Below are 13911 nucleotides of genomic sequence, written 5' to 3'. Positions count from 1 at the left end.
TATGTAGGATTGTTTTATACTAAGCACAAGGATTATCATGTACTCTAAACAAATCACACAGATTCAAGAATCTAGCACCATAGCCATCACTACCTTAGCCCAAGAGCTCAAGGCACAGGGCAGAGATATTTTGAGTTTTAGCGCAGGTGAGCCGGACTTTGATACTCCAGAGAGTGTCAAACAAGCTGCTATCAAGGCAATTCAAGCAGGACATAGCAAATACACTCCCGTAAAAGGGATACCCGATCTGCTTAAAAGCGTGAGCGCAAAATTCCAGCAAGAAAACCAGCTTGATTATGCCCCCGATGAGGTGATGCTTTGCAATGGGGCCAAGCAATGCCTGTTTAATGTGTTTCAGGCCTTGCTCAATCCTGAAGATGAGGTGATTATCCCTACCCCTTGTTGGGTAACTTATCCAGAGCTTGTGCGCTATAGTGGAGCTAAAGCAGTCTTTGTGCCCACCAACGCAGAGAGCGGTTTTAAGATCACCCCCGCACAGCTCAAAAGCGCGCTCAATGCCCAAACCAAAATCATCGTGCTCACCACCCCCTCTAATCCCACAGGCATGGTTTATTCCAGAGAGGAATTAGAAGCCCTAGCCCAAGTAATCGCCACTTCTAACGCCTTTGTGTTGAGCGATGAAATTTATGAAAAATTAGTTTATGATGGGGCATTTTACGCCTTTGGAGCCTTGTCTGGCATGCTAGAGCGCACCATCACTATTAATGGACTCTCTAAAGCTTTCAGTATGACGGGTTGGCGTGTGGGCTTTTTGGGCACTAAGGATAAGACTTTACTCAAACACATGGTCGCTCTGCAAAGCCATAGCACTTCTAATATTAATTCCATCGCCCAATACGCCGCTGTGTACGCCCTCAGTGGAGCAGTGAATGCAGATGTGGAGCGCATGCGCTTGGCTTTTAAGGAGCGCCGCGATGTGGCTTATGCAGGGATCAATACCGTTGAAGGTCTGAGTTGCCTCAAGCCACAGGGGGCTTTTTATGTGTGGATTAAAATCCCTCATTCTAGTGTAGAGTTTTGCCAAGATTTGTTACAGAGTCAAGGCGTGGCGTTGGTGCCCGGCTCTGCCTTTGAGATGGAGGGTTTTGTGCGCATGTCCTATGCCTGTTCGCTCGAACAGATCAAAAAAGGACTAGCAAGATTAAAGGAATTTATGGAGCAAAGGGCATAAAATTTTTATGCCCGCAAAAAGGAGGGGTTACTGACAATGCACGCCCAATTTAGCCATCAACTTAAAAGTTTGAGGAGCAGGCTTTTCTAGTTCTTGCGCACTAAAACGCACGGGCCCGCGATCGGGGAAAAAGTTCAAGTGTTGCATGCGGCATTGTTTTTTGAGCTCTCGACTCAGTGTTGCAACCTTGTCTTGAGCTTTCTTCAATAACGCATTTTGTAGAGGAGTCCAATCCATATCTTGCATGCTAGGGTAAAGAGCAGGCGTGTTGAGGACAAAAAACCCATTTTGAGTCGCAATCTGCACGATTTTGTTCTTGAATTTCTCATAGCTATCAAGTTTAGAGGTGGATAGATTGCAGATCATCACGGCGTTTAAGCCATGCCCGCTCAATTCTTGTTTGCCATTGAGAAAACTATAGTTTGGGTGCAAATTATAGGAGGTCTGCTGGCAAAAACCACTATCTTTAGCCAACTTATTGATTTGATTAAAGCTCTCCTTGATCGCTTGTTTCTGAGTGGCTTCTAAACTTTTGGCCTCCAAAAGTGCATTGGTGCTGCTAAAAACCAAGTGTGCGCTATAGGCTTTTGGAGTGATTTGTTGGGCAACTTGGAGGGGCATGGTGATTTTGCTAACCTCTCTAAAAGAGGAGTGTTTGCCCAAAACAAAGCGTTCAAAGGCCAAGCCACCCATAAAAAGACCTAAGGTGAAAATCACCGCTATTGCAAGCTTTACATATTTCATTGCGACCCTTTTTATTGGAATTTTAACATGGATTGTCTAAATCAAGGCACTTCAACTGCATCTAAAGTGCGCAGGCGTTCGACCATCTCCTCTACTTCATTATGCCTATAATGCGCCTTGAGATGGTCCAAAACTTCATGCACCATCGTTAAGCTCTCCGTATTCACGGCCTTCTCTAGATCGATATTCTTTTTCTCATTAGTAATCACGCTTCTATGAAGATTCATTTTTAAGATAATCCACTCAATATGGCGCATGACATGTTTTAAACCTGTCTCTAACTCGCGGTTATTTTCTAAGCTCTCGTGACTGCTTTGCACATATTTTTTTAAAAGTTCGTGGAACGCTTCAAAATGTTGTTGGATGCTTGCACTAAGAGAACCCACTTCATCAAACTCCTTGCCTAATTTGACGATGTCCTCTTGAAAATGATTAAAACTCTCCTTGATGCTATTGACCTCTTTGGCCACCCTTTCGGCCAATTTGCGGATTTCATCAGCTACCACTGCAAAGCCTCGTCCATGTTCCCCACTTCTAGCTGCTTCAATGGCCGCATTTAAAGAGAGCAAATTTGTTTGATCGGCAATATCACTGATCACATTGGTTACCTGCATCACAAAATCCATCTTATTGCCCAAATCATCCATCACTGCGCCAATATGGGTACAATTTTCATTAAAAGAAGACAGATCCTTTTGAATACCTCGAACCTGCTCCTGACTGGCCACTGAATTGGCCTCAATGTATTCCATCAACTTTTTATTGGTAACGCATTGCTTGATTTTATCATCCAATTTGGCAATCACATCCCTAATCCCCTTTGCCCCTCCATCCATTGCGGCAAGCCGTAACACAATCTCACTATTGTTAATGGCGGTGATCCCAGCAACTTGTACCTCTCCATTTTGGGCATATTGTTTAAACACCCCCCGATAACCCTCTAAAAAGACGGTGCGGTAATCTTTGCCTTCATGAGCAGCTTGCACGCAGGCGTTGATCTCTCTAAACACAGACTCTATTTGATCTAGCAAGTCGTTAAGTCCATAGGCAATAGCGCTATAAAGGCTTTTTTCATTAATATTGGTGATGCGGTGTTCTAAATGACCATCCCGAACGGCGTTCACAAGGTCCTGAATCTTTTGTAGAGTGTCATCTCTACCTTTAAAAAAGCCTAACATTACTTATCCTTTATAATCTTTGGAGTCTATTGATCCACTCGTGATAGTCGCACCCCTCTTTATCAAGACTTTCTTGCAAGAGATTTGCGCTTGCTTGCACGCCTCCGCGTTTTTCTGCAGCCAATAGATTTTTATAAAGAGTGTTCACAATTCCTACCGCTTTTTTATTAGGCGCACGGCGCACAGAATAATAGCCCACGACCTCCCCCTTCGCATCAATAGACGCCGTTACATTGGCAAAAACCCAATAAAAATTTCCATCAAAAGTCTTGTTTTTCACATAAGCAAAAATTTCTTGCTTGTGCTTGATCGCATCCCACATCATTTTAAAGATCAGTTTTGGCATATCAGGATGACGCACCACATTGTGTGGTTTGCCCAATAAAGCCCTTTCCCCATCGCCCCCCACAATATCTATAAAAGGCTTATTAGCATAGGTGATCACACCCTTAATATTTGTCTTGGTAACCAAGAAATAATTGCGATCCACAAACTTTTCCAAACGCGCTCCTTGCTTTTTGGTATGTTTTTATAGCACGCCTTGGCTTACAGAGAACATGGCACACATTAACTAACTTAGCATATCTGCATTTGGGGGTTTTGAGGTAACATCTTAGGGAATGAGGCCCGCTTCTTTGAGAAAACATGAAGGCCGATATTCAATATCTTTAATCTTATCTTTCTTGGCATAGGACAAATAGAGGTGATCTTTAGCCCGTGTGGTGGCCACATAGAATAAGCGGCGTTCTTCTTCTAAACTTCCGCTCTGCTTGGCGAGTTTAGTGTTAGGAAAACGCCCCTCCATTAAGTCGATCACATACACTTCTTTAAATTCTAACCCCTTACTGGCATGGATACTTAGTAAATGCACCCCCTCTCCATTTAAATTTTCCTTCGCATCTAATGCCATCGCGCTTAAAAATTCTTTTAAACTCTTATAAGGTTTTGCCAAATCGCTTAAAAGTGTGATCTTGCGCAAGATTTTCTGTGCGGCGATTTCCTGCCTCCTGCTGTCTATACTTCCATCTTTATTTTTGGCGCGCTCTTTAGTCAAATTCTCCATTATGGCCCTAAACCACGCAGAGTTATAGATATGAGAAATATTTTCTTGGGGGCTTAAAGGGTGGGTTTGACAAAGAGTGAAAAAATCTCCTAAAAAGCTTGCTGTGGTGGCGGTGAGTTTGGGGTGCTTTAAAAGGGGGTGGGTGTTGAAAGTAGAGGGGACATGGTTTTTAAAACGCATGGCTGTTTCTGTAGAAAAAAATTCTTCAAATAACCCCCCTGTTTGCTTGTTTTGTGGGTAGGGGTCTTTATTATTGGGGTGCAATAAACCTTTTTTGCTATCTCCATCGCCTAAAATTTGCAACGCCATATACAGTTCTCTAGCTACAGCATTGCCAATCCCATGCCCATAACTCAAAATTTGCAAGCTCGCCATCATGTCCTTAGGATGGCTCAAAAACGCACACACATCAAGAATTAAGCGCACTTCTTTAGCATCAAAAAAGCTATATCCCCCGCCCCGCCGCTTAGAGGGCACGCCAAGTTCCCTCAAAGAAGCCTCGCAACCATCCGCGCTGCTATTATTTCTAAATAGCACCGCCACTTCTTCAAAATTCCCACGACTAGCGATATGTCTAGCAATCCCCCTATACTGCAAAAATAACTCCTCAAATTCTAAGAGTTGTGGAGTAGATAAACTGGTGGTTTTGGCAACTTCCAAGCTTTTTGGGTAGAGTCTAGGATTATGATTAATGACTTTATTGGCTAAGGCTAGGATTGCTGGTGAACTGCGGTAATTTTTTTTAAGCGTGAAGACGCGCGCGTTAGGGTGCTTAGTTGTGAAATTCCCAATGATGGAAATATCCGCTCCATTAAAGGCGTAGATACTTTGATCGTAATCCCCCACACAAAACAAACTAGGTGGGTTGATGGTATCTAAAATGCTATCTTGCAGAGGGTTGGTGTCTTGGTATTCATCACAGAGCACCTCCACAAAACCAACCCTTTCCTCTTGCATTCTTTGTCTAAAAAGCAATAACAAGTCGTTGTAATCCACATAGTGGTGTTCTTGCTTGAGTTCTTCAAACAAGCCTAAAGCGATCTCGTAATATTCAGCGTGTTCTTCTTGATCGGGATTACGCGCAATAATCCAATCACTAAAACTCTCTGGTCTTTGTGCGTTTAAATACAAAGAGTGCAGATCGTAGAGAAAATTCGCGCTATAAAAATCCTCTCCTGCGGGCATACCCTCTAGCACACTTTTTAACAAGACGCATAATTCTTTAGGTTGTTTGAGGCTCAAATGAGGGTAGAGTTCTTTGAGGTGGCGGTAAGCTGTGGCATGGAAAGTTCCCGCTTGGATGAATTGGGCATGCGGGGTGTGGATGGCTAGGCGTTCCTTCATCTCTAAGCTCGCCTTATTGGTGAAGGTGAGTAAGAGAATTTCATGGGGGCTAATCCCTTGCTTTAACAAGTGTATGATTCGCCCAACAATGGTAGAAGTTTTGCCCGTGCCCGCTGAGGCGATGATGAGATTGCGCCCCAAACGCGCTTGGGTCGCTTGGATTTGTTCGCTATTGAGTTGCACGCTATTTTTGAGTGGCTTCGATTTCGATGTCTAACATCACAACATCGCCAATAAGATGTGTGGATTTTTCTGGAGCTAATTTAAAGTCTAGGCGTTTGATTTTCCCACTTAAAGAAAAACCTAATTTATTCTGCCCTTGATGTTGGGTTGTCCCCACTTCCGTTTGCAACACCACCTTATGATCCACTCCTGCAATGTTGAGAGTGCCTACCATGCGCCCATGACTTGCGTTCACTTTTTCGTATTTTTGCATCACAAAGTGCAAATCGGGGTATTTTTCCACCTTAAAAAACTCATTTGAGCGCAAATGTGCGTCTCTCTTGGCATTATTTGTATCAATAGATACCACTTTAATGGTTGCGTCCAACTTTTTAAAGACATGGCTTTTTGGATCAAAGTCAATCACCGCGCTGTAGTTTTTAAAATCCCCATGCACAGAACTAAGCTTGAGATGCTTGACTTTAAAACCCACCCGGCTATGGGCGTTGTCAATCGCGTATTCTTCTGCTTTTAAACCCACACCCAAGGCACATAACGCCACCAAACATCGTAAAAAACGCTTCACAACCACCCTTTTCTAAACAAAGTGGGGCAATTATAGCATATGGTTTTTGTGCTAGAATACCCATGACCTTACTTTGTAAAGGATGGAATGATGAGATCGAGAATGTGTCAAGTAACGCTAGGTGTTTTTTTGGGCTTTTCTGTAGCATATGCTAACCCTAAGGTAGATGAATATTTATCTGTAGCCAAAGAAGCTTACAAATACAAAGACTACGCCAAAGCCTTAGAGAATTATCAAAAAGCCGCAGAGTTGGGGAGTGCGGACGCGTATCGGGCTTTGGCCAACATGTATATGATCGGGGCGGGTGTACCCAAAGATCACAAACAGGCTAGGATTTATTTCCAAAAAGCGATGGATGCGCGCCATACCCAACATAAACCTCAGCCTAGCACAGAGGCAAAACCTGCTCAAACACAGCCCACAGAAACACAGCAAACTCAAAAACCCCAAGCCACAGAGGCAAAAAGCGCGCCTAAAGCTGTGCTAGCAGGGGCGCAAGGCTATATGCGCCTAGGAAAAGATTATGCGAATGGGCAGGGTGGCATGTCCTTAGACTTTAAAAAGGCGATCGAAGCCTTTGAAAAGGCGGGGCAAATGGGAGAGGGGCAAGGATACAACGCCATTGGGGATTTGTATTATAACGATGGTAAGGGGGTAGAACAGGATTACAAAAAAGCCTTTGAGTATTACCAAAAAGCCGCCCAAATGGGACAGCCTAAGGATTATAGATTGGGTGTGATGTATTACTATGGTCGGGGCGTGGAACAGGATTATGTCAAAGCTATAGAACACTTTGAAGCGGGGGCTAAAAAGGGAGATGGGTGGTCTTGTAATTTTTTAGGGTGGATGTATCACAATGGCAAGGGCGTGTCTTTAAATTACCAAAAAGCGCGCGAATACTACCGCCAAGCAGTCCAAAACTTTTTAAAAGCGGGTAGTGAGGGTAGTGCAAAGGCTTATGTGTTCTTGGGCAATATGTATCGCGATGGCGATGGCGTGCCTCAGGATTACCAAAAGGCGATGGATTATTATCAAAGTGCGATGAGATTAAAAAGCGGTGATGGGACTTACAATTGGGCCAACATGCTAGCAAACAATTCGGCAGATCACGAGCAAATCAAGGTAGCCTACCAGCAGGCTATCAAGCTTTACCAAGAAGGGGGCAAAAACGGGGATGCCAATGCTTATGCTAGTTTGGGCAATATCTACTACAATGGGATTTATAAGCATGGGTCGAGTGTTGTCCAAAAAAGCTATAAGCAGGCTTTAGAGTATTACCAAAAAGCTGCAGAAATGGGGAATGGGTGGAGTTACTACAAAATTGGTACAATGTACGCGGGTGGGCAAGGAGTTGAAGAAGATTGGAATAAAGCACGCGAACATTGGCAGATTGCTTGCTCTATGGGCTATGAAAAGGCGTGCAAATAAGCGCGCTACCCTCTGAGATTGACAATCGCATCGACGACCTTATTACAAGCGTCTTCGTTGCGCCGACACCATTTATATTCCATATTAGCAAAGTCGCTCTCTAGCACAAACCCCTCTGTTTTGAGGCGGTAGTTGTTGATCACAGCTTGGTTGTCCCCGATGACAAAAAGCTTGTAGCTAGGGTCTAGTTTATGGGTTTTGAGCATGGCGTGTAGGTGTTTCATGCTAGTAACAATGGCTTGTTTCTCAGCCTTAAAACTCTCATTCAAGCTCGAATGCAAGGGGCATTTATAGCGGTTGATCTCTTCAAAACGCCCCTCTTTAAAGCCATAAAGACAAAACCCACACATCACCTCATCCTCTTTAATACCCGCGTCAGTGTAGAGGAAATAAGATTCTTCTAAGTCTTTGGGATCATGATCTTTAAAAATGGTCTCTGAGAGCGCGATACTCTTTTCTCCGATGTGATCGTAAGTGCTTTTGGGGGGAATGTAAGCTGTCTTAGGCTTTGTAATACTTTTGGTCGCTGTGGAGCAACTTCCCCAATCATTTAATTCGCTGATTTTAAAAGTCTTGATTTCAAGTTTAGAGTTTTCAATGCTAGATTTAATCTCTTGGACACATGTGCAAATTTGGACCAATGGGTTTGTATAAAGAGGGTGCAGAACATACACGCCTCCGACTAATTTAGAAAACCCATAACGGCACAAAATACCCTCCAATACATCCAAAGACCCGCTGTCTTTATTTTCAATCCCTAAACACCACATGAAAACTCCTTTATTTTTCTCTACAATAGGCATGATAATCCTCAAAAACAACCAAATCGCTTAAGGCATAGATTTTGAGATTTGACTTCCTTTGGATTTTATGCACTTAAGCTGACATTTTAGCCACTTTAGAGCGGTTAAAAAATTTAATGGCACTGGTAAAAAGTATGCCCTCAAAAATGGCGGCCATCACAAGAGAATAGTAAGTGTTCTGATCAATCGCCCCTACGCTTAAGCCCACACTAGCCGCTGTGATCAGAAAAGTTAGAGGCATAGACGCGCTCAGGGCAAAAAGCGCGGTGTTTTTGGGATTAAAATAATCTCTAAAAAGCGTGAAACTTGCGCTCATATGCAAGACAAGCATGGCGCACATGATAGCGCAGGCATGAGAGATGAGCGTAGGATTGGCAATAATGATTTTAAGATTGAGAGTCGAGCCCACATGCACAAAAAAAAGCGGCACAAAGAATCCAAAACCCACATCATTAAGCTTGTTAAAAAGCTCATGTTTATGGGGGAAAAAGGTAGAGACAATGGTGCCGGCTAAAAAAGCCCCTAGCACTAATTCTAGTTTGAGCCAGCCTACAATAACTACCAAACCAAAGAACATCATAATAGTGAAGCGAATGTCTTGATTGGCTTGGTTATTAGGGGGCATGATAAAAAGTTTTAAGCGGGGAAACCACCAAAAAAGAATTTTAAAGATTTGCACCAAAGCGCTAATGGCAACCATGAAAGCCAAAAGAATGCCTAAAGTCTTGCTCAGCTCTAGGCTCAGTCCATGTAAATAAATCCCATCCACAATGACTAATAAAATAATACTGGTGAGTTCCCCAAACACCCCCACTTTGAGCACTAAATCTAGCCAAGGGACCTCTTTTCCATAATCGCGCACCAAAGTCATGATCATCCCCAAGCTCACAATGGGTAAGATGATGATATAGAGAGCGGGGAGTTTGAAACCAAGAGTGATCGCAGATGAGAGGGTGTAGAGAACGCCAAAATAGATCAAAATGCGCTTTAGTAAAACCTTATTGAGCTGTTTGAGCATGTATAAGTCCACTTCCATGCCGCATAAAAACATCAAAAACAAAAACCCCACTTCAGCCATCAAATCAAAACTATGGTTGGGGGCAAATAAGCCCACATACGCCCCCAACACACCAAAGAGAATTTCTAGCACCGCCACGGGCATTTTAATCAAATTACTCACATAGGGGGCAAGTACCACGAGCGGGGCAATGGTCGCTAGAATTAAAAAATCGCTCAAGCTTCAAGCCCTAACGCCTGCAAAAGCGCTTGAGGATAGAGGCGTTGCTCTAGGGCGTGCACTCTTTGAGTAAAATCTTCTAAAGAATCCTCAGGCAGTCTTTGCAGGGTTTCTTGGAGAATAAGAGGTCCGTGATCAACTTGTGCGTCCACCCAGTGCACACTCACTCCCATGCCCTCTTGGCTCTCAAAGCTCTTTAAAATCGCATCCTTGCCCTTGTGGTGGGGTAAAAAAGAGGGGTGGATATTGATAGTGGGGAAACTCTGCACAAAGCGCGCGCTCAAAATTTTCATATAACCTGCTAGCAAGATGAGATCGCAACCTCGCAGGGCTTGGATTAAGCTCTCTTCCTCTTGGCACACCACACAGGGCATTTTTAATTGAGCGCAACGAGTGATACCATAAGCCTTAGGGCGACTACTCACGCATATTTTAACTTTTAAAACGATATGTTGCTGGCTCGCAGGATGCCAAAAGCTTTGCCCATTAAAAACCTCAATAAGGTTTTGCATGTTAGAGCCATTGCCACTAAATAAAACGCCTAAATGCAGGCAGGCTGATTTTTCCAACAAAGCAGACAATTTTTTTTGCCACTCCACTTGAAACACAAAAAACCTTTGTTTCTAGCTATTTTAGCATATTCTATTGAGTGTCTTAAAATGGCTTTTTGTGTTATAATCTTGGGCTTATATCTTAATTTTGGAGTTTTTATGGGCCAAAAACACGCCTTTCAGACAGAAATTAATCAACTTTTAGATCTGATGATTCACTCTCTTTATTCCAATAAAGAAATTTTTTTACGCGAGTTGATCTCTAATGCTTCAGACGCGCTAGACAAACTGAATTTTCTTGTCTTGAGTGATGAGCAATATAAACATTTGGATTTTGTGCCTCAAATTAATTTGAGTTTTGATGAAAAGGCCAAGAGTATTACCATTCGCGATAATGGCATTGGTATGTCAGAAGAAGAATTGATCTCAAATTTGGGCACGATTGCTAAATCTGGCACAAAGAGTTTTCTCTCTAGCTTAAGCGGGGATCAGAAAAAAGATAGCAGCTTGATTGGACAATTTGGGGTGGGGTTTTATTCTAGTTTTATGGTTGCGCATCAGGTGGTGGTGCAGAGCAAGAAAGCCTTGAGCGATCAGGCTTTTGCGTGGGTGAGCGATGGCAAGGGCTCTTATGAAATTAGTCCCTGTGTTAAGGAAAACTTTGGCACAGAGATCACTGTGTATCTCAAAGAGGAGGAGAGCCGTTTTGCTAGCCGCTGGGAGATTGAGAATATTGTAAAAAAATACTCTGAGCATATCCCTTTTCCCATCTTTTTAAATTACACAGAGAGCAAAACAGAGGGCGAGGGCGAGGCGCAAAAAGAAGTTACAGAAGAAAAACACAGCCAAATTAACAGCGCGAAAGCCATTTGGCGCGTCAATAAAAAAGAGCTCAAAGATGAGGATTATGAAGAGTTTTATAAGAGCTTTGCCCATGATAATAGCGCGCCCTTGAAGTGGATTCACACCAAAGTTGAGGGCAGTTTAGAATACTCCACTCTCTTTTACATTCCCGCCACAGCCCCCTTTGATTTATTCCGCGTAGATTACCAGTCTGGGGTGAAGCTCTATGTCAAGCGGGTTTTTATTACCGACAATGATAAAGAATTATTACCCCAATACTTGCGCTTTGTGCGTGGGATCATCGATAGCGAGGATTTGCCCTTGAATGTGAGCCGTGAGATTTTGCAACAAACAAAAATCCTAGCCACTATCAAGAGCGCGTCCACCAAAAAGATTTTAGGCGAAATCGCCACTCTGGCTCAAGACACACCAACCTACAAAAAATTCTATGAACAATTTGGCAAAGTGCTCAAAGAGGGCTTGCATAGCGATTTTGAGAATAAGGATAAAATCTTAGACCTCTTGCGTTTTGCTACCTCTAAGGGCGAGGATTTTTCTTCTCTCAAAGAATATAAAGAGCGCATGCCCGAAACACAAAAGAGTATCTATTACATGATTGGAGAAAATTTAGATTTACTCAAAGCCGCCCCTCTTTTGGAAAAATACGCTCAAAAAGGCTTAGAAGTGCTTTTAATGGGCGATGAGGTCGACTCTTTTGTCATTCCGGGTGTGAACGAATATGATAAAACCCCTCTTAAAGACGCGCGCGCCGCTGAGACACTTAAAGAGTTAGAATTAGAGGAAGTGAGCGAGGCGGAAAAACAAGAGTTTAACCCTGTTGTGGTGGCTTTTAAAGAAGCCCTTAAAGATGAGATCAAGGATGTCGCCCTCTCTAAGGATTTAAACTCTGTGGTCGCTTTGGTGGGCGATGCGCAAAATGCGATGATGGAAAATTTAATGCGCCAAATGGGTCAAGAGGTCGCTCCAAAACCCAAAACCCTAGAGCTCAATATCAACCACACCATTGTGCAAAAACTCAAAAACATCGAGGATAAATCTATACTCTCAGATGTGGCGCATCTACTCTTTGAGAGCGCGTGCTTGCTGGAGAGTGGTGCACTCAAGAACGCTAAAGACTTCAACCAAAGACTCCATAACACCATCGCGCGCGCCCTTTGATGCGCTTTTTTACCCTCTTTTTGTGCGCCCTTGTGTCTATGGGGGCACAAACTCTTCAAATTGGGAGCGATCTAGGCAATCACGAGGGTTTTTTAGACTTATTAAAAAGTGGCTTTGCTCAAGATAGACCCCATGACACGCTCAAGTGGCAACCCCCCCCTTTTAAGCGTCTTTGTCATTTGGATGGGCTTTTGCTCTCTAAGTCTGCCTTGCAAACTGCCAAACTCACCGGCAGGCGGGTTTTTAAAGAATTGTGGTTTGTGCTAGGACTGAGTGCATGGAAAACCCGTCTCCATGCCTCTAGTCCTCAAGCCCTCGCGCGCGCTTTGTATAATCCTGCTCTAGCCCCCTATCTTAAACCCATGCGCGCTTTAGAACCCTATAAATCTACGGACCTTCTACTCATTCCTGCACGCTTATACCTCAAAGAGCGTTCTAAACATCCCTTCCCACCCTTGCTTTATAAAATCTATGTGGGTTATTTTTGGACTCAACCTTGCAAAAATACGCGCGGGGAGGTTTTCTATCATTGGCTCAAAAGCCATCAGGCTAAAGATTTATTACGAGGCTTCCGTGTGGATTACCAGCGTATTTTTGCCCCCTAAGAGGCTTGATGTCCCGCCCTTTTAGCGATTTGATGCATGCATGGCTTTATGGAGATGGAGGTTACTACAAAAAAGCGCGCATTGGCACTCAAGGAGATTTTTACACCTCTGTGAGCGCGAGTAAGTTTTTTGGGGGCACTCTAGCTTTTTATCTGTTAGGTTTGCTAGAAAAAGGGTTGCTAACTTTACCTTTAAGCGTGGTAGAGATGGGCGCGCATGGGGGGGAATTGCTAGGCGATGTGCTTTCTTTCTTGCGGGCTTTGAGTCAAGGTGTTTTAGAACAAGTGGAGTTTGTGAGTGTAGAGCCTTTAGAGGAATTAAGGACACTGCAACAAAAACGGCTCGCACAAATGGGAAGCAACTTACGCTGTGTGGCTAGCCCCCTAGATTTGAACATCCCCCCCACACAGAGCGTGTTTATTTACAATAACGAACTTTGGGATAGTTTTCCATGCGAGCTGGTGCGCCCGGGCGCACAACTCTTTGTAGATGCCCACTTTAAACCCTTTTGGCATGAAGCTTCTTACACCCAAGAGGGTTGCATGCCACATTGGGAGGCCTGTATCTCTGCTTTGCTAAATGCCCTAGAAAAAACTAAGGCATGGGTGTTAGTCAGCTTTGATTATGGGCAGTATGGAGCTCGTGATGCGATTGATTTGCGCGGGTATTTTCAACACCGCGTTTTTGATTTTGAGGAGATTTTAAGCAATCTCAACGAGCTTTATCAAAAAATTGATCTCACTTACGATGTGGATTTTCAGCGATTAGAATCCTTAATCAACCAGCAGGGCGCACACACTCTATTTTATGGCACACAGAGTCTTGCCCTAGTGCGCATGGGATTGCCCCAATTATTAGAACTCTTTGGGGCGCACATGCCTTTTTCTACTTACCAAAAAGAGGCCTTTAAAGCGCGCGCGCTTTTAGACCCTAGCGCGCTCGGGGAACGCTTTAAAGCTCTCATTAGCGCGAGTTTTACAACAACCTAAAGGCTTG

13 protein-coding genes are annotated in these 13911 nt (G+C 43.6%); 5 read left to right on the top strand and 8 right to left on the bottom strand.

What is annotated here, in order from left to right:
* The first annotated feature begins 34 nt into the window (after positions 1–34).
* On the top strand, positions 35–1192 hold the full coding sequence (locus HFELIS_RS00565; RefSeq protein ID WP_197531886.1) for a pyridoxal phosphate-dependent aminotransferase: 1158 nt from the start codon (positions 35–37) through the stop codon (positions 1190–1192).
* 27 nt (positions 1193–1219) lie between these two features.
* Here the strand turns inward: HFELIS_RS00565 and HFELIS_RS00560 are convergent, their stop codons facing one another.
* From HFELIS_RS00560 to HFELIS_RS00540, 5 genes are all read right to left on the bottom strand, one after another.
* Positions 1220–1936: a hypothetical protein gene (locus HFELIS_RS00560; protein ID WP_013468586.1), complete on the bottom strand. Its 717-nt coding sequence runs from the start codon at positions 1934–1936 to the stop codon at positions 1220–1222.
* 41 nt (positions 1937–1977) lie between these two features.
* Entirely contained in the window at positions 1978–3114 is a 1137-nt protein-coding gene (locus tag HFELIS_RS00555) for a methyl-accepting chemotaxis protein (RefSeq protein ID WP_013468585.1), read from the bottom strand.
* Between the two features lie 10 nt (positions 3115–3124).
* Positions 3125–3616, bottom strand: coding sequence for a PAS domain-containing protein (locus tag HFELIS_RS00550; protein WP_013468584.1), 492 nt, complete (start codon positions 3614–3616; stop codon positions 3125–3127).
* A 111-nt stretch (positions 3617–3727) separates the two neighbouring features.
* Complete coding sequence (locus HFELIS_RS00545) at positions 3728–5704, bottom strand: ATP-dependent helicase (RefSeq protein ID WP_013468583.1); 1977 nt, start codon at positions 5702–5704, stop codon at positions 3728–3730.
* Between the two features lies 1 nt (position 5705).
* Positions 5706–6269: a YceI family protein gene (locus HFELIS_RS00540; protein ID WP_013468582.1), complete on the bottom strand. Its 564-nt coding sequence runs from the start codon at positions 6267–6269 to the stop codon at positions 5706–5708.
* A gap of 90 nt (positions 6270–6359) precedes the next feature.
* Here HFELIS_RS00540 and HFELIS_RS00535 point away from each other — a divergent pair, with 90 nt between their 5' ends.
* Entirely contained in the window at positions 6360–7697 is a 1338-nt protein-coding gene (locus HFELIS_RS00535; protein ID WP_013468581.1) for an SEL1-like repeat protein, read from the top strand.
* 5 nt (positions 7698–7702) lie between these two features.
* Here the strand turns inward: HFELIS_RS00535 and HFELIS_RS09280 are convergent, their stop codons facing one another.
* The 3 genes from HFELIS_RS09280 to HFELIS_RS00520 all read right to left on the bottom strand — a co-directional run bounded on the left by HFELIS_RS09280 (position 7703) and on the right by HFELIS_RS00520 (position 10345).
* The gene (locus HFELIS_RS09280) at positions 7703–8467 is read right to left on the bottom strand and encodes a hypothetical protein (RefSeq protein ID WP_013468580.1); all 765 of its coding nucleotides are present in this window, start codon (positions 8465–8467) and stop codon (positions 7703–7705) included.
* Positions 8468–8573: 106 nt separating this feature from the next.
* Positions 8574–9737: a cation:proton antiporter gene (locus HFELIS_RS00525; protein WP_013468579.1), complete on the bottom strand. Its 1164-nt coding sequence runs from the start codon at positions 9735–9737 to the stop codon at positions 8574–8576.
* Positions 9734–10345 carry a formyltransferase family protein gene (locus tag HFELIS_RS00520; RefSeq protein ID WP_013468578.1) on the bottom strand — a complete coding sequence of 204 codons (612 nt, stop codon included), beginning with the start codon at positions 10343–10345 and terminating at the stop codon, positions 9734–9736. Before HFELIS_RS00520 ends, HFELIS_RS00525 begins: the two co-directional genes overlap by 4 nt.
* A gap of 102 nt (positions 10346–10447) precedes the next feature.
* Between HFELIS_RS00520 and htpG the strand changes: the two genes are divergently transcribed.
* The 3 genes from htpG to HFELIS_RS00505 are packed head-to-tail and all read left to right on the top strand — an operon-like array spanning position 10448 to position 13904.
* The gene (gene htpG / locus HFELIS_RS00515) at positions 10448–12310 is read left to right on the top strand and encodes a molecular chaperone HtpG (protein WP_013468577.1); all 1863 of its coding nucleotides are present in this window, start codon (positions 10448–10450) and stop codon (positions 12308–12310) included.
* Complete coding sequence (locus HFELIS_RS00510; RefSeq protein WP_013468576.1) at positions 12310–12915, top strand: hypothetical protein; 606 nt, start codon at positions 12310–12312, stop codon at positions 12913–12915. The genes htpG and HFELIS_RS00510 overlap by 1 nt, the downstream gene beginning before the upstream one ends.
* A gap of 8 nt (positions 12916–12923) precedes the next feature.
* On the top strand, positions 12924–13904 hold the full coding sequence (locus HFELIS_RS00505; protein WP_013468575.1) for an SAM-dependent methyltransferase: 981 nt from the start codon (positions 12924–12926) through the stop codon (positions 13902–13904).
* The last annotated feature ends 7 nt before the right edge of the window (positions 13905–13911 follow it).

Source organism: Helicobacter felis ATCC 49179, assembly GCF_000200595.1.
In the GTDB taxonomy this organism is placed as follows: Bacteria; Campylobacterota; Campylobacteria; order Campylobacterales; family Helicobacteraceae; genus Helicobacter; species Helicobacter felis.
The sequence above is the reverse complement of the archived record's forward strand: the minus strand, read 5'-3'. Positions and strand labels throughout refer to the sequence as shown.